At 69.9% G+C, this 21,240-nt stretch carries 16 protein-coding genes; 10 read left to right on the forward strand and 6 right to left on the reverse strand.

Annotated features, from left to right (window positions below):
* Window positions 1-50 precede the first annotated feature (50 nt).
* Window positions 51-518 carry an SRPBCC domain-containing protein gene (locus EDD92_RS41585; RefSeq protein ID WP_123969064.1) on the forward strand — a complete coding sequence of 156 codons (468 nt, stop codon included), beginning with the start codon at window positions 51-53 and terminating at the stop codon, window positions 516-518.
* Entirely contained in the window at window positions 515-859 is a 345-nt protein-coding gene (locus EDD92_RS41590) for a helix-turn-helix transcriptional regulator (protein ID WP_123969065.1), read from the forward strand. The genes EDD92_RS41585 and EDD92_RS41590 overlap by 4 nt, the downstream gene beginning before the upstream one ends.
* A gap of 88 nt (window positions 860-947) precedes the next feature.
* On the opposite strand, the gene EDD92_RS41595 is transcribed toward EDD92_RS41590, so the two are convergent.
* The gene (locus tag EDD92_RS41595) at window positions 948-2,396 is read right to left on the reverse strand and encodes an amino acid permease (RefSeq protein WP_185124298.1); all 1,449 of its coding nucleotides are present in this window, start codon (window positions 2,394-2,396) and stop codon (window positions 948-950) included.
* A 199-nt stretch (window positions 2,397-2,595) separates the two neighbouring features.
* On the opposite strand from EDD92_RS41595, the gene EDD92_RS41600 reads away from it, so the two are divergent.
* Window positions 2,596-3,321, forward strand: a complete 726-nt coding sequence (locus EDD92_RS41600) for a FadR/GntR family transcriptional regulator (protein WP_123969067.1) — start codon at window positions 2,596-2,598, stop codon at window positions 3,319-3,321.
* Window positions 3,322-3,374: 53 nt separating this feature from the next.
* Complete coding sequence (locus tag EDD92_RS41605) at window positions 3,375-4,847, forward strand: APC family permease (protein ID WP_123969068.1); 1,473 nt, start codon at window positions 3,375-3,377, stop codon at window positions 4,845-4,847.
* Window positions 4,848-4,868: 21 nt separating this feature from the next.
* Here EDD92_RS41605 and EDD92_RS41610 read toward each other — a convergent pair whose 3' ends face one another.
* On the reverse strand, window positions 4,869-5,225 hold the full coding sequence (locus EDD92_RS41610; RefSeq protein ID WP_123969069.1) for a helix-turn-helix transcriptional regulator: 357 nt from the start codon (window positions 5,223-5,225) through the stop codon (window positions 4,869-4,871).
* A gap of 208 nt (window positions 5,226-5,433) precedes the next feature.
* On the reverse strand, window positions 5,434-5,808 hold the full coding sequence (locus EDD92_RS41615) for a hypothetical protein (protein ID WP_123969070.1): 375 nt from the start codon (window positions 5,806-5,808) through the stop codon (window positions 5,434-5,436).
* Window positions 5,809-6,136: 328 nt separating this feature from the next.
* Between EDD92_RS41615 and EDD92_RS41620 the strand changes: the two genes are divergently transcribed.
* Window positions 6,137-8,770, forward strand: coding sequence for an alpha-L-rhamnosidase C-terminal domain-containing protein (locus EDD92_RS41620; protein WP_260327147.1), 2,634 nt, complete (start codon window positions 6,137-6,139; stop codon window positions 8,768-8,770).
* Here the strand turns inward: EDD92_RS41620 and EDD92_RS41625 are convergent.
* Complete coding sequence (locus EDD92_RS41625) at window positions 8,767-9,879, reverse strand: AraC family transcriptional regulator (protein WP_123969071.1); 1,113 nt, start codon at window positions 9,877-9,879, stop codon at window positions 8,767-8,769. The genes EDD92_RS41620 and EDD92_RS41625 overlap by 4 nt on opposite strands.
* Window positions 9,880-10,065: 186 nt before the next feature.
* Between EDD92_RS41625 and EDD92_RS41630 the strand changes: the two genes are divergently transcribed.
* From EDD92_RS41630 to EDD92_RS41645, 4 genes are all read left to right on the forward strand, one after another.
* Window positions 10,066-11,286: an MFS transporter gene (locus EDD92_RS41630; protein ID WP_123969072.1), complete on the forward strand. Its 1,221-nt coding sequence runs from the start codon at window positions 10,066-10,068 to the stop codon at window positions 11,284-11,286.
* 121 nt (window positions 11,287-11,407) lie between these two features.
* The gene (locus EDD92_RS41635; protein ID WP_185124299.1) at window positions 11,408-12,754 is read left to right on the forward strand and encodes an NAD(P)/FAD-dependent oxidoreductase; all 1,347 of its coding nucleotides are present in this window, start codon (window positions 11,408-11,410) and stop codon (window positions 12,752-12,754) included.
* On the forward strand, window positions 12,751-13,629 hold the full coding sequence (locus tag EDD92_RS41640; RefSeq protein WP_123969073.1) for an SDR family oxidoreductase: 879 nt from the start codon (window positions 12,751-12,753) through the stop codon (window positions 13,627-13,629). Before EDD92_RS41635 ends, EDD92_RS41640 begins: the two co-directional genes overlap by 4 nt.
* Window positions 13,626-15,047 carry an aldehyde dehydrogenase family protein gene (locus EDD92_RS41645; RefSeq protein WP_123969074.1) on the forward strand — a complete coding sequence of 474 codons (1,422 nt, stop codon included), beginning with the start codon at window positions 13,626-13,628 and terminating at the stop codon, window positions 15,045-15,047. The genes EDD92_RS41640 and EDD92_RS41645 overlap by 4 nt, the downstream gene beginning before the upstream one ends.
* A gap of 25 nt (window positions 15,048-15,072) precedes the next feature.
* Here EDD92_RS41645 and EDD92_RS41650 read toward each other — a convergent pair whose 3' ends face one another.
* Window positions 15,073-15,543: a hypothetical protein gene (locus EDD92_RS41650; RefSeq protein WP_123969075.1), complete on the reverse strand. Its 471-nt coding sequence runs from the start codon at window positions 15,541-15,543 to the stop codon at window positions 15,073-15,075.
* 261 nt (window positions 15,544-15,804) lie between these two features.
* On the opposite strand from EDD92_RS41650, the gene EDD92_RS41655 reads away from it, so the two are divergent.
* The gene (locus EDD92_RS41655) at window positions 15,805-16,077 is read left to right on the forward strand and encodes a hypothetical protein (protein ID WP_123969076.1); all 273 of its coding nucleotides are present in this window, start codon (window positions 15,805-15,807) and stop codon (window positions 16,075-16,077) included.
* Window positions 16,078-16,630: 553 nt separating this feature from the next.
* Here the strand turns inward: EDD92_RS41655 and EDD92_RS41660 are convergent.
* A complete protein-coding gene (locus EDD92_RS41660) occupies window positions 16,631-20,896 on the reverse strand; it encodes a ricin-type beta-trefoil lectin domain protein (RefSeq protein WP_185124300.1) in 4,266 nt (1,421 codons plus the stop codon).
* Window positions 20,897-21,240: the final 344 nt, after the last annotated feature.

Consider the following 21,240-nt stretch of genomic DNA (forward strand, 5'->3'; position numbering starts at 1 on the left):
ATGCAACCGTTGGGTTGCGCATCCGATGGTTCCAAGGAGGCTGGGCCGCCATGATTCCCGAGATTCCCGACGCGATCGAACGCTCCGTACTGATCAACGCCTCGCCGGAGAGGGTGTGGACCGTGCTGACGGAACCCGCCTTCCTCGGCCGCTGGTTCGGCAGTGGCGGACCGGTCAAGATCGACCTTCGCCCGGGCGGCCTCCTGGTCTTCGAGCACGGAGTGCACGGAGTCATCCCGGCCCGCATCGAGACGGTCGAACCGCCCCGTGTCCTCGCCTGGCGCTGGTCCCAGGGTGCCGCCGGTGAGGAGCCGGACGACAGCAACGCCACCCGGGTCGAGTTCACCCTCGCCCGGGACGACGCCGCGGACCGCACCCGGCTCACGATGGTCGAGAGCGGCTTCAGCCGCCTGGGACTGCCGGACGACGAGGCTGCCGACCGCCACCGCGCCAACTCCGGGAACTGGCCCGCCAAACTCGACCAACTGCGCACGGAATGCGAACAGGCCGCAGCATGACCGGCACCGCAGAGGCCGTGCCGGCCCCCGAGGAGGTACTGACGGCCATGGCGGATCCGGTCCGCCGGGAGATCCTCGCGACCCTCGCCCGTACCGGCGGCGCGACACCGACCTCCCTGGCGGCCGTCCTCCCCGTCACCCGGCAGGCGGTGGCCAAGCACCTGGCCGTCCTCGATCGCGCGGGCCTCGTCCGATCCCGCCGGGCCGGACGCGAGGTCCACTACGAGGCCGACCTGCGGCCGCTCAGGCAGGCGACGCGGTGGCTCGACGTGCTCGCCGACCGGTGGGAGCGGCGACTCGAGGCGATCAGGGACCTGGCGGAGGGCGGCACGGAGGCCTGAGCTCGGGGGTGTGCGCCGTACCGGTGACGACGCGGTGGTGGTGCGGCACAAGTACCGCACCACCACCGTCGCCCGGCAGGCCCGGGCTCTACGACGAGATCAGCGTGTCCTTCCTCCGGCCCACCCGCTCGCGGACCAGCGCGAAGACGACCACGCCGAGGGCCACCAGGGTGGACAGGACCACCTGGTCGCGTCCGCCGCCGTCGGCCGTGTCGGTGAGCATGTAGCCCAGGACGAAGGTGATCAGGGCGATGGTGGCCCAGGTCAGGTAGGGGTAGAGCCACATCCGGACGACGAGCTTCTCCGGCGTCTCCCGCTCGATGATCCTGCGCATCCGCAGCTGCGAGAAGCAGATCACCAGCCACACGAACAGGGCGATCGCACCGGAGGAGTTGAGCAGGAACTGGAAGACCGTGTCCGGCCACAGGTAGTTGAAGGCGACCGCGACGAAGCCGAAGACCACCGAGGCCAGGATGGCCGCCTGCGGCACACCGCGCTTCGTGGTGCGTCCGAAGGAGGCCGGGGCGTCACTGCGCCGGGCCAGCGAGAACGCCATGCGCGAGGCGGTGTACAGACCGGAGTTGAGACAGGACAGCACCGACGTCAGCACGATGGCGTTCATGATCTGGCTCGCGTGCGGGATGCCGATGGAGCTCAGCGCGGCGACGTAGGAGCCGTCCTTGAGGATGGCCGGATCGTCCCAGCGCAGCAGCGACACCACGATCAGGATCGAGCCCAGGTAGAACACGGCGATGCGCCAGATCACGCTGTTGGTGGCCTTGGTGACCGCACCCTGCGGGTCCGCGGACTCACCGGCAGCGAGTGTGACGATCTCGCTGCCCATGAAGGAGAAGACCACCATCAGCACGCCGGTGAGGATCGCTCCCGGCCCGTGCGGCAGGAACCCGCCGTGCGCGGTCAGGTTGGAGAAGCCGGACGCCGGGTGGTCGGAGCCGGGCAGCAGACCGAAGATCGCGAGACCGCCCACCACGATGAACGCGGCGATGGCGACCACCTTGATGCCGGCGAACCAGAACTCGAACTCGCCGTAGGAGCTGACCGAGACCAGGTTGGAGGCGGTCAGTACGACCATGACGATCAGGGCCCAGCCCCACTGCGGGACCGCCGGTATCCAGCCGGCCAGGATCTTCGCGCCCGCGGTCGCCTCGACGGCGAGCACCACGACCCAGAAGAACCAGTACAGCCAGCCGATGGTGAACCCGGCCCAGCGCCCCAGCGCCCTGTCGGCGTACGCGGAGAACGAGCCCGAGGTGGGGTTGGCCGCGGCCATCTCGCCCAGCATCCGCATGACGAGGACGACGAGGATGCCGACGAGGGCGTAGGAGATGAGAATGCCGGGGCCTGCGGCGGCGATGCCGGAGCCGGAGCCGACGAACAGGCCGGCGCCGATGACACCGCCGATCGCGATCATCGACAGGTGGCGGTTCTTCAGGCCGGCCTGCAGGCCGGAGTCTGCCGGAGTGCCATCGGTGCTGGTCACCGGGGGCGGAGCGGAAACAGGGGGACGTGTGGTCATCTCGACATCTCTCGTTTGAGGGAGTGCGGACGAAGGGGACGGGCGCCGTGCCGGGGAAATTAGTTCAGTACGATCCAAAAGAACAGTCTTGTTTAACTGTTCACCATGCTCTATTTTCCGAGCATGCATCCGAGCGCGCACAGGACACTGCTCCGCCGCCCGCCGTAACCCCCGCTCAGCAGGCCGTTAAGGTGACGTCGTGGTGAATGCAGCGGGCAAGTTCGGGCCCTACGGCCAGCCGGCTCCGGCGTCGGTCGCCGGAGTGCAGGACGCCCGAGTGCTGCCCGGCCGCGGCCAGACCGGCGCGGAGCTCGTCCGCTCACGGATCGCCCTGCAGGTGCGCCTGACCTCCGTCTCGCCGGGGGACCGGCTGCCCGACGCCGGCGTCCTGGCCGAGGAACTGGGCATCGGGGAGATCACCGTGCGGCGCGCGCTGGAGGCCATGTGCCAGGACGGTCTGCTCGACCGGCGGCGCGGCCGGACCGGCGGCACCTTCGTCGCCCAGGGCTGGGACACGATCGTCCCGGCGCTGCACGACGAGGGCGAGGCGGCCTCGCTGAACGCCTTCCACCTGCTCCTGGAGTGCGGTCTCGTGGCCCACGGCGCGGGCGAGGTGCCGGCCGACCGGCTCGACGGCCTGCAGGCACTGGTCGACGAGATGGACCTGACCGACGACCCCGGACCACTGCTCATGCTCGAGACCCGCTTCCACCTCGACCTCGCCGAGGCCCTCGGCGGCGCGGGCGTCCGGGAGCTGACTGCCGACCTCCTCGGCCGCCTGTGCCTGGTCCAGCCCGCCCCGGACATCGCCGTCGTACGGGCACGCAACCGGTGCCACGCCGACCTGCTCGCCGAACTCGGCCGCGGCGCACTGGACCCGGCCGTGCAGGCGGTGAAGGCACACCAGCACACCCACCCCGGCTGACATCCCCCGCGCACCGCTTGCACTGCCGCACCGGATCAGAAGGAGCTGCCGCCATGCCCGACCCCAAAGCCGTCGGCCCGCCGCCGACGCCGGGCGCCGTCGGCGGCACGCCCCAGCGGCTGCGCGGCGGAGTGCTCGGCATGGCGGACATCGCCGCCGCCACCATGGCCAACGTCGGCCCGGCCATGAGCTTCTTCTTCGGCTTCGCCTTCCTGTCCACCACCGCCGGCGTCGCGTCCCCGCTGACCATCCTCGCGGCGGGCATCGCGGTCGCCCTGCTGGGCAACACGCTCGCCCAGTTCTCCCGCGCCCACCCCTCGGCGGGCAGCTTCATCACCTTCGTGGGCAAGACCTTCGGGCCGGTCAGCGCGGTGACCACGGCCCTGCTCGCCGTACTCGGCTACATCATCGCGATGGCCTCCGTCATCGCGATCTCCGGCGGTTTCGTGCAGATCACCCTGCACCACTACACCGGCGTCGACCTGCCCTGGATCATCTGGACGCTGCTGCTGACCGGACTGTCGGTCGTGCTGATGCTGCGCGGGGTGGTGGTCTCCACCAAGTGGGCCGGCTACTTCTTCGGCGTCGAGATGCTGGTCCTCGTCGTGGTCTCGGTCGCCGCCCTCGTCGAACACCGTGGCAACCTCTCCGCCGCGCCGTTCCTGCCCGACCACATCCACCACGGCCTGCGCGGCCTGGCGGCGGGCTTCCCGCTTGCCGTCTACCTCTTCATCGGCTGGGAGAACTCCGCGGCCCTGGCCGAGGAGACGGAGAACCCCCGGCGCAACGTCGGCCGCGCCGTGTTCTCCTCCATCGGGATCATGACCGTGAGCTACATCCTCTTCTCCTACGCCACGGTCACCGGCTTCGACTACGACGTCGCCCGGCTCGGTGAGGCCCGCATCCCGTTCATCGACGTCGCCCACCACACCCTCGGCGCGCTCGCGTTCCTCGCCTACCTCGGCGGTCTGACCTCCACCCTCGGCGTGCTGATCGCCGGCATCAACTCCCAGGCCCGTCTGGTGTTCAACGCCGGACGCGAGGGACTGCTGCCGTCGTTCTTCGGCTACGTCCACCCCACCCGCCGTACGCCGAACAACGCGATCGTCACCTTCGCCGCCATCTCCCTGCTGATCATCGGCGGCTGGGGGCTGGGCCATCTGCTCGGCGCCGACGGCGGTCCGATGAACCCCGTCGTCTTCTTCACCGAGTCCTCCAGCCTGGGATCCATCCTGATCCTGCTGGTCTATCTCGCGTCCAACATCGCCCTGCCGCTGTACTACCGCCGCTACCGGCCGCAGGAGTTCCGCACCGGCCGCCACCTGGTGCTGCCCGCCCTCGGCGCGCTCGCCATCCTGGTGCCGCTGTACTACCTGGCCAAGCCCGGCCAGCCCGCGCCGTACAACTGGTTCCCCGTCGCGGCGTTGGTCGCCCTGCTGCTGTCCGTCGGTTACGCGACCCTGCTGGTGCGCCGCGATCCGGGCCTGGCCGAGCGGGTCGGCTCGGTCGTCGCGGACGCCGAGTGAGGATCCGTATGCAATCCCGGGTCATCGGGTGGTGTGCGCAGCGGCCGGGGCGTCGGCCTTCTGGAGTTCGGTGAGGAGCTGGTTCTGGCCGGTGAGCAGCTCGGTGAGGATCCGGCGGGCGGCGCGCAGGAGCTCGGCGACGTCTCCGCCGGCGAGCGCGTAGCGGACGGTGGAGCCCTCCCGCATGGACACGACGATGCCGGAGCGCCGCAGAACGGCAAGCTGCTGGGACAGGCTGGACGGCTCGATCTCGATGTCGGCGAGCAGGTCCCGTACCGACACCGGCCCGTGCTGGAGGAGTTCCAGCACTCTGATGCGCACAGGGTGGCCGAGCATGCGGAAGAACTCCGCCTTGACCTGGTAGAGGGGGGCCTGCATGGATGCTCGCTCCTGGTCGGGTGGGTGGGGTTGCGGCCGCCGGGGTGCGGCGGCGTCCAGGGAGACCGCCGCACCACAGACCGCCTTCGGATGCCGATCCTTCACGCCTGGGACCCGAAAGGAACGCACATTGGAACCATGCTTATGTGGTGACTTGAAGAAGTCTTCACATGATGGGCAGACATGGGCTCCGGCGTCCTCGGGCGGGCTAGATCTCGATCGCCTCCTCCACGCGCTTGAGTTGGTGGCGGGCCATCGCCAGGTTCGACTGGGCCTTGTCGAGGACGAGGTAGAGGAACAGCCCGTTGCCCTTACGGCCGGTCACGAGGCGGATCACGTGGTACTGACGGTCCAGCGTGATCAGGATGTCCTCGATCTGGCCCTTGAGGCCCAACTGCTCCATGGTGCGGACCTTGGCGCGGATGACATCCGTGTTGCCGGCCGCGGCGACGGTCAGGTCCAGGTCCTTGCTCCCGCCGAGCGTGCCCAGCGCCATTCCGCTGGTGTAGTCGACGACGGCAGCTCCCAAGGCTCCCTCGACCCCGGCCATCATCTCTTTCAGTGACACTTCCACACTCGCCACGGCGCCTCCCTTTGCATGCGTTGACTGCGCGGGCCGGTGCTGGCGACCCGTCTCGGTGCACGGACCGTATGCGTGCCACCGTCACGTCAGGCGGGACTTTCCGGGACTGACCCGTGACGACCGAACAACGGCGCGACCGGACCGTTCGACGGTCCGTAAGTTCCTTGACCGGCCGCGAAGTTGACGCTGTGGCCCCTGTCTCCGGCAGGCCGGCTTTCCTCCGCCCGACTCCTGTCCGATCCCTGTACGGGCGCCCGGTGTTCGGGATACCGTCACGTCACCACCGTCGTATGAAACGATTCAATCCCCGTCTGTTCAGGGAGGCGCAGTGACGTCGAACGGCACACCGGAGAACGACATCCCCAGACGCACCGTGATGGCCAGGGCCGGTGCGGTCGGGCTGACGGCGGCCCTCGCCTCCGCCGGACTCCCCGCAGCGGCGGCGCTCCCCGCCGAGGAGGAAGCCGCCCCTGTCGCCGACGACGCGGCTCGTCGCCCCAAGGGCTGGCACCGCTACGTCCAGGCGCCGTCCTCGCGCACTGTCCGGCCCGTCCGGATCGTCACGACCAGCGGCGAGGTCGACAACGCCGAGGCACTGCTGACGCCCGATGGGGCTGCAACGGTCCTGCGGCGTGCCCGCCCCGCGGCGGCACCCCGCTGGCCCGAGGGCACCACGGCCGAGGCCTCCTCGGCTCATGCCGGCAACAACGGCAACGACGGTCAGCCGCGCACCTACGACGCGTCCAACGCCATCGACGGCAACCCGGACACGTTCTGGAACGACGACACGATCGGGGCGTTCCCCGACACCCTCACCATCCTCCTGGCGCAGGCCATGCAGCTCCCCGGCGTCACGGTCGTCTCCAACAGCGACGGCGTACCGACCGCGTTCACCGTCGAGGTATGGCGCGACGGCGCATGGCAGACCGCAGCCACGGTCGTGGACAACGATGTCATCCAGAAGGCCGTGCCCTTCACCTCGCCGGTCACGACCGCCCGCGTACGCATCACCGTGACGGGCGTGCAGGACACACCGCGCGGAGCCTTCACCCGTATCAACGAAGTCTGGCCCGCGCCTGTCGATGCGATCGCCGTGCCGAGCGTCACCGTGGACTTCGGAAAGGTCGTGGTCGGATACCCACGGATCCACTTCCCCTCGGCCTCCGACAACTCCCCGGGCGTGCGGCTGGCGTTCTCCGAGACCCGCCGGTTCCTCACCGACCGCTCGGACTTCACCCGCTCCGACCAGGCGGGCGGCACCGGACAGGGCACGGACCAGTTCGCCGTCCCGGCAACCGGCGCCGACTGGACCGACCACAAGGGCTTTCAGTCCGGTGACAAGGTCTTCGCGGACGGGCTGCACGGCTTCCGCTACCTCAGGATCTCCCTCGACGCCCTCGCCACGGACGCTCCCGTGGCCCAGCCGTGGGGCGAGGTCGAGATCGACTCGGTGGCCCTGCAGTTCACCGGATACCTGGGTACGCCCAGCACCTACCGCGGCTGGTTCCTGTGCTCCGACGAGGAGTTGAACCGCTACTGGTACGGGGCGTCGTACACCAACGAACTGGTCACCGACACCTTCCGCCAGGACGACGTCGATCCGCGCGGCGCCTGGAGCGCCGGCCTGGAGGGCAAGCTGGTTCTGCACGACGGCGCCAAACGCGACCGCGACCCCTACGTCGGCGACCTCGCGGTCTCCGCACGCACCCTGTACCTGACCCACGACGACACCGCCGAAGCGGCCCGCAACGTGCTCGCCGACCTCGCCGCGCACCAGCGCTCCGACGGCTGGATCCCGCCCGCCTCCATCTCGAGCTACACCCTGCCCCTCTTCGACTATCCGCTGTACTGGGTCACCTGCAGCTGGGACTACGTCCTCTACACCGGCGACACCTCCTACGCCGCCCGCCACCACCCGAACCTGGTCAAGGTCCTGGACGCCTGGTACCCCGGCGTCACGGACGACGCGGGCCTGCTGCGCAAGGGCCTGAACGGCACCGGCGGGTACGGCGACTACGCGTTCCTGGGCCGCACCGGCCAGGTCACCTACTACAACGCCCTGTACGTGCAGGCCCTGCGGACCGGGGCCCGGCTGGCCCGCCTGCTGGGCCGCGGAAGCGACGCCGAGCGCTGGACCGCCAGGGCGGACAAGGTCGCCCAGGCCGTCAACGCGCTGCTCTGGGACGCGGCGGCGGGCGCCTACCTGGACTCCACCACCGGCCCGGTGCGCCATGCCCAGGACGGCAACGCACTGTCCGTGGTCACCGGCATCGCCGACGCGGACCGCGCCGCCTCGGCGCTCGCCCATCTCGACGCCACGACGCGGCGGCCGTACGGCAACGCCTTCATGGACAACGACACCCTCTTCGACCAGGCCTCCCAGCGCGTGTACGCCTTCACCTCCTACCCCGAGATCGAGGCCCGCTTCCTGACGGGCCGGGCCGCGTCCGCGCTCGACCAGATCCGGCGCACCTACGGCTGGATGGACCAGAACGACCCCGGCATCACCCACTGGGAAGGCATCGGCCCCGGCGGCTCCCTGTACGAGGGCGCGTACACGAGCATGGCCCACGGCTGGTCCACGGGCGTCCTGCCGGCCCTGACGCACCACCTGCTGGGAGCCCGCCCGACCTCGCCGGGTTACGCCACCTGGGAGATACGCCCGCAGCCCGGAGACGTCGACTGGGCGACGGGCCAACTGCCCACGCCGTACGGCCCGTTGCGCGTCGAGTGGGACAACGGCGATCAGGTCTTCCGCCTCACCGTCCACGTACCGGCACACACGCGGGGGTCGGTCTCCTTCCCCGGCGACGCGCACCGGCAGAGCGTGCGCGCCGGCCGGCAGACGCTGTGGGACGGGCGTCGGGCGTCGACGCGTGGCGTGGAGGTGACGGGCGGGGTGATCACTGTGTCGGACCTCGGGCCGGGCAGCCACAGGTTCGTCTGCGAGCGGCTCGGCTAGGGTTCGGCACCCCGCTCGGGCGGCGCGTGCGGTCGGCCGGTCGGCGCTTCCCGCTCCAGCAGTCCGGCGCGCAGCTCGAGCGGGGTGAGGCCGTGCCAGCGGCGCACCGCCCGGCGCAGTGCGCTCACGTCGGCGAAGCCCGCCTGGCGGGTGATGTCACGGAGCGTCAGTTCCGGGCGGCGTAGGAGCTGTTCGACCTGCTCGCGGCGTACCCCGTCGACGATCGCCTCGTACGTGGTGCCGCACTCGGCCAGGCGGCGGCGCAGGGTGCGTTCGCTGGACGCGTGTCTGCGGGCCTGTTCGGTGAAGGAGGGGACGGCCGGGAGGCTCTGCGCGATGGAGATTTCCAGCACCTCCAGCAGGTCCTGCTGGTCCCGCCGTGAGGCCGTCTCCTTGTCCAGCACCTCCAGTACCGAGGCGTAGGTGATGGGGTCCCGGCCGGGCATGGCCGCACGGGCCCACCGGGCCGGGAACACCATGCGGTTGCCGGCGGCGTCGAAGCGCAGGGGGCAGCGGAACAGGTCGTCGAACGGGCGGGTGTCTCGCGGGGCGGGAAAGGCGAACTCGACCGCCTGCGGGGCGAACGCGGCGCCGACGCTCAGCCGAGTGAGGGTGACGACGCTGGAGTACGCCTCCTCGGTCAGGAAGACGGCGACCGTCGGATCCAGCGCGGGGTCCGGCAGATCGGCGCGCAGCACATAGCCCGCGTCCTCCCAGCGGGCCGACCACACCGTCATCGCCCCGGAGAGGTTCTGATAGCGCACACCCGTCTCGATGGCGTCCTGAAGAGTGTCGGAGGCCATCATGGCCAGGCCGATCAGCCCCCACGCGGTGAGGTGCTGCGCCGCGCCCACCCGCAGCCCCAGGTGCTCGTCCCCGGTCCGCTGCACCGCCTGGCGGATGACGTCGCTGCCCTGCCGGTAGGAGACCCGCAGCGCGGCGGAGCCCATCACCGTCGGGTCCAGCCCCACCCGGGTCAGCAGCGGCTGCAGATCGACGCCGGACTCGCCGGCGACCCTGGCGAGGTAGCGCAGGATGTTCGGCGCGATGGTGGCCGAGGTGCTGCGGCTCGTTCCCGGAGATGTGACCGGGGCGGGAGCATCGGGCATCGCGTCCCCTCTCACCAGGGCGTTTCTCGCCTCACTGTAAGCAGCCGGGCCCCCGCCTGTCGCGGGTGTGGCCGCCGGAGCCCCCTCTTCGGCCTCCGGCGCGCTGCACACGACCTTTTCGCCCTCCCTACCTTTTGCCACATCCGCCCGTCTTGCGCTCTCGCGCCGGTGTAACGAAGGCTCACCATGACCGCACCTCTTCAGACCCCGGCCCGGCGACGATCCGCGCGCCGCAGCCCCCACGCGGCGGCCCGACGGGCCGTGGCGACGGTGTTCGCCGCGCAGGGGGCGGCGGTGGCCGCGGTGTCCACCACGGTGCCCGCCGTCAAGGAGCGCCTCGCGCTCTCCCCGCTGACGATGACCGTGCTCGTCGTGACCGTCGCGCTGAGCGCGGGCGTCGGCAGCTTCGCCGGACTGGCCGTGATCCGGCGTGTGGGGCTGGTCGCCGCGATGCGGGCCGCCGTCGTGGCGACCGCCGCGGCCCTGTTGCTGATCGGCTGGGCACCCAGCCGGCCCGTGGTCGCCGTGTCCTACGGGCTGTTCGGCATGGCGCTGGGCTGCATCGACGTCTCGGCGAACACCCGGGCCGCGGCCGTCGAACGCCACTACGGCCGGAGCATCTTCGCCTCCTTCTACGCCGCCTGGAGCGCGGCCGGCATCGCGGCCGCACTGCTGACCGCGGGCACCGCACGCCTCGGCTGGCCCGCCGAATACACCCTCACCGCACAGGCCGGCCTCGTCCTGGCCCTCGCCCTGACCGTCCGCGCGCACGAGCTTCCCACGGGCTCACGCCTCACCGTGTCCGACCATGAGGAGACCCACGGAGAGTCCGTTGCGCTCGGCCGCGGACTGTGGGTCAGACTCGCCCCGTTCGGCCTGGTCCTCCTGGTCGCCTATGTCATCGACTCCACGGTCTCCTCGTGGTCGACGCTGTATCTCCACCAGACCCTGGACACCGCCCTGTCCATCGCGCCCCTGGCCTATGCGGCCTACCAGGTGGGTACCGTCACCGGGCGGGCCTGCGCCGACCACCTCGTACGCAGCATCGGCCCGGTGGCGGTGATCCGTGCCGCCACCCTGCTCACCGCCGCCGCTCTGGGCGGACTGGCAGCAGCCCCTGCCTGGCCGTACGCCCTCCTGGCCGCTGCGTGCACCGGGCTCGGGGTCTCCGCACTCGTCCCCTTGTGCCTCGCCTCCGCCGGACGCCTGCGACCGGGGGCGACCGAAGCAGTCCTGGCCCGTATGAACGTCTTCAACTACGCAGGCGTGCTCGTCGGCGGCGCCGCCAGCGGAATCCTCGGGTCCACCGGCCACTTCCGCCTCGCCTACGCGATACCGGCCGCACTCGTCCTCGCGCTCCTGGCGACCGCGCGGTCTTTCGCATGGCCGCCCAGGCCCCCTCTCTGACCGCACGGACCATTTCCCGCTGAACTGCAGATGAATAAGTTCCTTTCAGCGCTTCAGCCCTCCAGTTTTTTCAGCCCTTCAGGAACGGGCCTGCGGACCGATAGAAAAGGGGATCCGCCTCATGGGAAAAATCCAGTACGACACCTGCGTGATCGGAGCGGGACCTGCCGGGCTCGCGGTCGCCAGAGCCCTGACGGAGCGGAATCTGCCGTACACGCATCTTGAGCGGCACACCGGGCCGGGCGGTATCTGGGACATCGACAACCCCGGCAGCCCGATGTACGAGTCAGCCCATTTCATTTCCAGCAAAACCCTCTCGGGTTTCGGAGGCTTTCCGATGCCCGACGAATTCGCCGACTATCCGCCGCACCGGCAGATCCTCTCGTACCTGACGTCCTTCGCCGACGCCTACGAACTGACGGAGCGCATCCAGTTCGGCGTCGAGGTCGAAAGCGTGGAGAAGAACGCCGACGGCACCTGGACGGTCACCCGGACCGACGGACGGCAAACCGTGCACAGCCAGGTCGTGGTGTGTACGGGGTCCCAGTGGCACCCCAACGTCCCTGAACTGCCCGGCAACTTCACCGGCGAGGTCCGCCACACGGTCGGCTACCGCAGCGCGGAGGAACTGCGCGGCAAGCGGGTCCTGGTCGTGGGCGCCGGGAACTCCGGCTGCGACATCGCCTGCGACGCGGCCCGCAGCGCGGACCACGCGGTGATCAGCATGCGCCGAGGCTACTGGTTCATCCCCAAGCACCTCTTCGGCCGGCCCGTGGACATCATCGCCAACGACGGGCCGCACCTGCCGATGTGGCTGGCCCAGCGGGTCTTCGGCACCCTCCTGCGGATCATCAACGGCGACCCGACGCGCCTGGGCCTGCAGAAGCCGGACCACAAGCTGTTCGAGACCCACCCCACGATCAACTCGATGCTCATCCACCACCTCCAGCACGGCGACATCACCGCCAGGCCGGGCATCGCCCGCACCGAGGGCAGCACGGTCCACTTCACGGACGGGACCCGCGACGACTTCGACCTGATCCTCCTGGCCACCGGTTACGTCCACCAAGTCCCGGTCGCGCAGAAGTACTTCGGCGACGAGCAACATCCCGACCTGTATCTGTCGTCGTTCTCCCGCGAGCACCAGGGTCTGTTCGGAGTCGGCTTCGTCGAGACCAACTCCGGCGCATACCGGCTCTTCGACACCCAGGCGCAGATGATCGCCGGGCATATCGACGACGTGGCGCAGGGGCTGCCGAACGCGCAGCGATTCGCGGGCGTGATCCGTAACGACCGCCCGGACCTGTCCGGCGGCCTCAAGTTCGTCGACTCGCCCCGGCACACCGGGTACGTCGACAGCGGGGCCTTCGTGAAGCACCTCGCCAGGGTCGCCGCCGAGATGGGCTGGCGCACCGAGGGCCGGCCGCCGCGGGTGCGGTCCCTGCGGGGCGTGGAGGCGGTGTCGTGAGCGGCTTCGACTTCCGTGACAAGGTCATGCTGGTGACCGGCGGCGCCGGAGGGATCGGCAGCGCGATGTGCCGCCGCTTCGCCGCCGGGGGTGCCCGCTGCGTGGTCGTCGACATCGACGAGGCCCGCGCCAAGCGGGTCGCCGCCGAGCTTGCCGGCGCCGGCCACACCGCTCTCGGCTGCGACCTCATCGACCGCGGCCAGGTGGAGCACCTCTTCGACCTGGTCGCCGACGCGTACGGACGCCTCGACGTCCTCGTCAACAACGTGGGCATGACCAGCGCCGAACGCTTCGACGTGCGCAGCGTCGAGAGCATCGAGCAGGAGATCACCCTCAACCTGACCTCGCCGCTGGTCGCCACCCGGATCGCGATCCCGCTGCTGCAGGCCTCCCGGGACGCCCGCGTGGTGACCACCGTCTCCCTGGGCGGGATCTTCCCGCTGGGGGAGACCCCGATCTACACGGCCTCCAAGTTCGGGCTGCGCGGGGCGATGCTCGCCCTCGGGCTCGACCTGAGGAGCAAGGGCATCCTGGCCGGGTCGGTGCTGCCGTCGGCGACCGACACCCGGATGCTGCGCCAGGAGGCCGTGGACGGCGGGAACTCCATGCAGTTCCAGGATCCGCCGCAGCAGCCCGCCGACGTCGTCGCGGCCGTGGTGAGCCTGCTCGACAAGCCTCGCCTGGAGGCCTACCCCCGGACCGGCGAATCCCGTCTCGTCCGCTTCGCGATGCTGGCGCCGAACCTGCTGCCGAAGGTGTTCCCGCTGTTCCGGCAGAGAGGGGAGCGCGGCATGGCCCGTTATCTGGAGGAGCTGCGCCGCCGCGGACTTGCCCGGCAGACCGACGGACGCTGGGAACTGGTGGAGGAGAAATGACCGCAGTCGAGAGTGCCACCATGCTGAAGGTCGTCAACCCGGCCACCGGAGAACTGATCACCACGGTGCCCGCCACCAGCGCCGAAGACGTCACCGAGGCCGCCGAGCGGGCCGAGCAGGTCTTCGCATCCGGCGTGTGGTCGGGGCTGGCGGTCCGGGAGCGCAGCGCGGTGCTGCTGCGACTGGCCGACCTGATGGAACGTGACACGGGGATCCTGGCCCGGCTGGACAGCGAGGACGCAGGAAAGCCGATCACCGAGTGCCTCACGGGCGACATACCCGGTGCCGTCGAGTCGATCCGCTGGTTCGCCGAAGCGGCCGACAAGGTGTTCGGCAGAATCGCCCCCGGCGGGCCGGGCGGCCTCGGCCTCATGGCCCGGGAACCGGTCGGGGTGGCCGCGGCGATCCTGCCCTGGAACTACCCGCTGGCCATGACCGCCTGGAAGGTCGGCCCGGCGCTGGCGGCGGGCAACAGTCTGCTGGTCAAGCCCGCAGAGGCGACTCCGCGTTCGGCGCTGCACCTGGCTGAACTGGCCGCCGAGGCGGGCCTGCCCGAGGGGGTCCTCACGGTCCTGACCGGCCACGGCTCTGTCACCGGTACCGCCCTGGCCCGCAACCCCGTCGTGGGAGCCCTCTCCTTCACCGGCTCCACCGACACCGGACGCCGCATCCTCAAGGACGCGGCCGACACCAACTTCAAGCGAGTCTCACTGGAGATGGGCGGCAAGAGCCCCCAGATACTGATGGCCGACGCGCTCGCCTACGGCGACGAACTCATCGACCACATGATCGAGGCCGCGTTCCTGACGATGGGACAGAACTGCACGGCCGGCTCCCGCGTCCTGGTCCACCACACCATCGCCGACGAGATACTGGAGCGGTTCACAACCGCCGCAAAACGCCTGGTCATCGGCGACCCGGCGGATCCTCGCACACAACTGGGCCCGCTGATCAACCGGGCGGCCTTCGACCGGGTCGCGACGGCGGTGGAAGCCGCCCGGGCCGACGGAGCCCGTGTCCACACCGGAGGCCTGCCGCACGGCCTGCCCCAGCGCGGTGCCTACTACCCACCCACCGTGATCACCCACGCCCCCGAAGGCAGCAACGTACTCACCAAGGAGCTGTTCGGCCCCGTCGTCACCGTCCAGACCTTCACCTCCGAGGACGAGGCGCTGTACCTGGCGAACGCCACCGAGTACGGCCTCGCCGCCTCGGTATGGACCAGCGACCTCGACACCGCCCTGCGGCTGGCACGCGGCGTCCAGGCCGGCGTGGTCTCGGTCAACGCCTACAGCGAGGGCGACATCACCACGCCCTTCGGCGGCTGGAAACAGTCCGGGTTCGGCGGCGTGGAGAAATCGACCAACGCCTTCGACCAGTGGACCCGCGAAAAGACGGTCTGGATCCGCACCCGCTGATCCCACGGGCTTGAAAGAGACCGTGTCAGGCAATCCATGCCTCGCTGTGTCGATGCCGGTGCAACCCAACGGCTGAGAACTCGTCTTCCTCGGCACTCGCCGCCACGCCCAACCGCCGCAGCGCTTGAGAGATCGGGCTGCCGGCGGGCGGAAAGGGCCGGCCCTCCCCAACATGGAGCGGTCCCAGCACGATGATCCCGCCGTCCCATACGGCAGCCCGCTGCTCACCCACTCCGCCGAAGTACTCAGCTTCCACATAGGCCACAGGGCCACGGACTGACGACTCAGCGAGGACCTTGTCGAAGCCTCCTGACAACCGCCAGAACCCCAACGCGCCTGTACCGCTGCCATCTGCGAGGAAATCGAACAGGGCGCCTGCCATCGGCATCAGCGACAGGCCCTGCCCAATCGACGCCAACCGGGCGGCAGGCAGGCCCTGTGCCGCGCTGCGCAGCACCTCCTCCTCGGCGATCACTGCGTGCAGGTCATAACCCATTCCAGGCCTCCTCCAGATCGAAGGCCCATCTTGTCCCCGAGAGGTCGTGGTGGGCCGGTCCGGGGGCGAGGCGTCTGCCGAGCCCCGGACCGGCGTATGTGGAACCCGGGTTCAGGAGACCTGGGTGGGAACGGGCCGGTTCTTGCCGAGCGAGGCGACAAGGGTGTGTCACTCCCCGCTGGAGCAAGAGCATGCCTGGGAACGAGCCGCATACGCTATAGAAGATCAGTTCTGGAACCACTACAACGGGAGGCTGGGCTGATGGCCGCCCGAGCGGCGTGGCTGGCACTGCTGCCCGCCATGACCGGCGAACGGCAGGGGCAACCGTCCTGCCCACGTTGCTGTCACGCTGATCTGCACGCTCGCTACATCGTGGATCGTGAGACCCGCATCGGGTACCTGCTGATGTGGTGCAGCGTCTGCCTGCGTGGCATTTCGGTGTCCCGTGTCCGGGCGCATGAAGGAGCCGAAACCCGCTGGTTCGGTGCCGCCGACGCTCTTGAGGGCGTACCCGATTTCGTGCGTTGCGGGTGAGGCGGCGTCCTCCGGTTTCGACGACGTAGGGTCGGCCACTGCAGGAGCATCTCCCGCAGCGCCCGTAGATCAATCGATGGACCGGTTCACCGGCCGACTGCAGTAGAAATCGCCGCTGCAGTCGGTTCGATGCCTGGTCAGCTCATTCAAGGCGTGACTTATCGCGCGGGGTTCACGTACCGGCTCTGCACGCCGAGATCCGGCCGTCTCGGAGGACGGAGTGCTCTACGTCGCCCAGAATCCGATCACCCACTACATCGTCGACCACCTCTATGGTCCGCCCGCCGAGTTCTTCGATGCTGTCCAGGGCCGAAGTCCGAAGGCGTTGGCCCGACTGGAATGCCCCTGTGAGGCTCACCTGTCGGCAGATCGAAGAACTCAAGGCGTGGGCGCTGGAGTGGGCGGAGGATCTGGGTGCGCGGATCCATGACGAGAACGCCTGAGAGCCGGTCATCGCTTCCATCCCCTCGAGCCCGAGACTGCTACGGCCTGAGCGCAGCGGCCCGCCGCCCCCTTCCGGGAGTGGCGAGCCCCTGCGTGTGAAAAGCCGGGCTCAGGAGAGCTGGGTGGGAACCGGGCGGTTGCGGCCGAGTGAGGCCACCCCGCCCGGGGTGAGAGCCTCCGTGAAGAGCTGCACGTCAGCCAACTTGCCGGCGGCGTACTCCCCGTAGGCCCCCTGGTAGATGCGGCGCCCGATCTGCAGCGGCCCGGTCGCGTTCCAGAGCGTGCCGTCGTAGGAGGCGGTGTCGGCCAGGTCGTCGTTGACGTAGAGACGGAGTTGCTGCGTGTCTGCGTCGAAGACGCCCACCAGGTGGAACCACGTGTTGGTCTTGGGGCTCTGTGCTCCCGTGCTGGGTCCGTAGGCGCTGGTGAACTTGCCGTCGGTGTCGTCCGCGTGGGCGTGGCCGAAGGCGAAGGCGTGCGCGCCGCTGGAGTAGTACAGCTGGAGGCCGTTGGCACTGGTGCCGGACTGCGAGACGAAGGTGGAGTTCGCGGTCAGGCTGCTGAGGTTGGCCCAGGCCGAGACGGTGTAGCTGCGGCTGGTGTCGAGCACGGGGCCCGAGGTGGACGCGTAGCCGGTGCTGCCGTTGAGGGCGAGTGCGCTGCCCCGGGCGGCGTCGGCGGTCACGGTGGCACCACCGTTCAGGGTGAGGCCGTTCGCCGGGCGGATGCGGTCCGCGGTGCCGTCCAGCTTCCACCAGTCGGTCGGCCGGTGGACGTGACCGATGCTCACCGGGGCGGTGAACTGTGCCAGGCCGCCGTCGGCCGCGGCGCCCGGGTACTCGATCATCCGGCCGGACCGGGAGGCGGCGTACAGCGCCGGGAAGCCGGTGCCCTGCACATCGCCCGGGGAGGCGGCGGTGGGGTAGTCCTGCTCACCGACGCCGACCGGGAGCACCGGCTGGGCGGCGGGCAGCGCGTTGCCGCTGGTGGCGGCCCACTTCTGGTCGGCGATGTTCTTGCAGTCCCAGATGACCACCCGGGTGCGCGGGTTGCGGTTGCCCGCCGGGTCGGCGAGGCAGCGGCCCGACTGCGGGTTCTTGAGCGTGCCCGGGTACGGGCCGGGGACCCACTCCTGGGAGCCGGTGTTGTTGCACTGGTAGAGCTGCACCAGGGTGCCGTTGTCGGTGTCGCCCTTGGTGACGTCCAGGCACCTGCCCAGCACGTGCACGGTGTGGTCGGTACCCAGGGCGAAGTTCTGGGCGTCGGTGCCGTTGCAGGTGTACATCTGCGCCGGGGTGCCGTTGGCGGTCGCGGACTTGGCGATGTCCAGGCAGAGGTTCTTGTTGTCGGTGTCGAGCACGCCAGAGACCAGCGGCGCGTGCCGCGGGGCGGCGAGCTTGCCGGTCGGGACCCCCGCGGAGAAGGTCAGCGGGTAGCTGCTGACCGCGCCGGAGGCGTTGTCGCGGGCCCACAGGGTCGGGACGCCGCCCACGGTGCCGGGGGCGAGCAGGGTGGTGTCGGACCAGTCACCGGTACCGATCTTCACGCCCTGGCCGAGGTTGCAGCCGGCCTGGAACGTCCCCGGGTAGTACCAGAGTTCGCCCTTGTCGACGGTGATCAGGTCGGGAACGTCCGCGTACTGGGCCAGCTTGCCGGGCGCCAGGATCTGCGTGACGTTGTCCCAGGTGCCGTCCGAGCCCTTGGCGGGGCAGGAGTCCGAGGTGCGGATCGGAACGACGTTCTGGGTCAGGGTGAAATGCCCGGCCCGACCGCCGGGGGTGACGGCGTCGTTGGGGTAGAGGTACAGCTCGTGGGTCGTCTTGTTGAAGGCGAACAGGTCGTCGACGTTGCTGCCCGTGGCCGTACCGCGGTGGGCGACAAGGTAGTCGTCCCAGCCGCTGCCGTCCGGGCTCTGCGCCTTGGTCGACATCGTGGTGGGCGCTGCGGCCGGATCGGCGTTGCCGCGGACCAGGACGAGGTCACCGTCGCGGGTGGGAGCGGCGAGGTCGGGGACCGCGTCGCCGTCGAGGTCACCGGCGGTGACCTTGGTCTTCGGGTTCCAGGGGGCGAAGAAGCTGTACTGCCCCACGGTGCCCTGGGTGTTGCCCGCGTTGTCGACCGCCCGGACGAAGAGCGTGTGCGCGCCCCACTGGGCGGCGCTCAGCACGATAGGGACCTCCGCGGTGGCGGTGCCGCCGGAACCGGCGACAGCGTCCACCTTGGCTGCGCCGCTGCCGGGGATGTTGGCGTCCAGGGAGTACTCGAACCGGTCGATGCCGCTGCTGACGCAGCTGCCGCGGGTGCAGCCGGTGGGCGTCGGGTCGTTCGCCGTCACCTTGACCTTGACGCCCTGGTCACCGGCGTGGCCGGTGGTCTCCTGGTCGGCACCGAGCGGCGGGAAGACGGCCGAGTCGGTGAAGGACGGGATGCTCGGCGCGCTGAGGTCGATCTTGAAGTAGCAGTTCGGCGACCAGCCGCTCATCAGCGTGTCGTCGTCGGCCCTGACGTGCCAGCCGTACTGGTGACCGTCCACCACCTTGAAGCCGATGTTGACCCGGGTCGTGCCGCCGTCGCTGACCCAGCCGCTCACCGGCCTGCTCTTGCTGGTGGAACTGCCGTCGTCGTCCGCGGCCTTGGTGTCCCACACCTCGTACCGGGCGCGCAGGTTGACGCCGCTCATGTCGGTGTTCAGGTGCGCGTTCAGCGTGATGTCGGAGGTGTCGCCGGCGAGCCCGGACTCACCGATCCAGCCGTCGGCCGCGCCATCGCACCCGTTGCTCGAGGGGTTGATGGTGGCCGGTGTGGTGCCCAGACGGTCCGGCTCCGCGGGCGGGATGTCGAACACCGTGGTCAGGTACGGGTTGGTCGCGAACCGCACGAAGTCGTAGTTGGTGGAGGACTTGGACTCGTTGCCCCACAGGCCGAAGGTCCAGCTGTCGTCCTTGCCGGCCAGCTTCTTGATCTGGCCCGTGACGTTGAAGTTGACGTCGTGGTCGCCGCAGTGCTGGCTCAGGTTGGAGCTCTTCACCTTCTGCGTGCCGCCGATGTAGCCGTCGCCGGCGAGCTTCGGCTGGTGGTCCCAGTCGGTGTTCTTGCTGATGCCCGACACCGTCGCGAGGCGCACGCCCGTCTCGTTGTCGCAGTCGAAGGAAGCGCCGTAGGTCGAGGTCAGGTGCACGACGGACTTGGAGATCTCCATCGACTTGGTGAGGTTGCCGATGTTGAGCTCGTAGTACGCGCGGTTGAGGCCGAAGCAGTTGCGCCAGTGCTCGTAGCCGACTCCCTCGCCGTTGTCCTGCGCGTCGTCGTACGGGCTCTGCGAGGGGCAGCCCTCCTTGACGGTGATGAAGTGGCTCTTCTTGCTCGTGATCGGGCTGGTGTACGGGTCGATGTAGAGCGGCCAGACCGTGCCCTTGCCGCCGAGCAGGCCCGCGTCCGGGGTGAGGGTGAGTGCGCCCGGTTGGCTGCTCACGCCGATGGGCTTCACCTGCGCGCCGCTGCCCGGCTGTTCCGCGGTGGAGGCCGTGTCGCCGGTGACGTCCCCGGCCGCCAGGCTGTCCGCGGCGCGGACGGAGCGGCGGACCGCGGACTTCTGCGCCGGGGCGGTCACCTGCGCGCCGGAGGAGTCCCACATCATCGGGGTGGGTGAGCTGAACAGGGCGGTGCCGTCGGCCGCGGTGGCGGTCACCTGGCCGTCCCGGTCGGCGTTCACAGCCATGCCGTCGCTCGTCGCGGTGGTCAGCCGGAGCGAGGCGAGGGCGGGGTCGGCGGCGGCCTTGGCGTCGCGGACGATCAGAACCTCGTGGAAGCCACCCTGGTCGGTGGCGGTCACCTTGAGGTCAACTCCTGGCAGCACCTCGCGGTACTGGGCACTGTCACCGCTGACGACCGGGGACGGCAGGCGGAACGGGAGGGTGTACGAAAGGCGGTGCCCGGCCTCGTCGACGAGGGTGGCCAGCGGACCGTCGCCGCCGCCGGAGAGGGTGAGGGCTGACGGGGTGGCCTTGGTGGAGAAGGTTCCGTCGGGGTTCTGGGCCAGGCTGCCGTCGACGTCCGCCCACTCTCCGCCCTTGCGGACGCGGGCCGGCTGGAGATGCGTGGTCTGGGTGAAGGTGCCGTCCGCGTTGGCGACGGTCTCCGAGGTCTCAGTGGTCAGCTGATCCACGGTGACCGGCTGTCCGGTCCTGGCCGCCTCGGCACGGGCGGTCGCGAGCGGCGAGCCGTCCGCGCTGTCGGCGGCCGCCGACGCGGGCGGGCCTGCCGCCGATACCGGGCCGACGGCGCCGAGCAGCAGGCCGGTGACGGCCGCCGACAGCGCCAGACGGCGTGTCAGAGTGCGCGCCGGATGACTCCGGACGCGGCTGGGTTCCCCCATGAATCGCCCTTTCGGGAGCGTGGGCGGCGCCCCCCGGCGCGCTGCTGTGGTCCTTCTCACAGAGCGCGTCCCCCCGAGGGCCGCCGCATGTCGGAATTGCGGCACTTGGTCGCGCCATGCCCTGCTGTGAAGGGCCTGTGATGGACCCATGTGAAGGCTGTGAGCAGTGTGACCGCTGAGGAAGGGTATTGCTGCGCACATGACATGGCAATACGGTTCCGGTCTGACCAGACGAGCCGTCAGCTGACCACTGATCAATTCGGCTCCTGGATTTTTCTTTACATGGGGGATCACGCATGCGCGCAGGACCGCGCGGAATTCAAGGTGCCCGGAAACGGGCGTGG

Source organism: Streptomyces sp. TLI_185, assembly GCF_003814765.1.
Classification (GTDB): Bacteria; Actinomycetota; Actinomycetes; order Streptomycetales; family Streptomycetaceae; genus Streptomyces.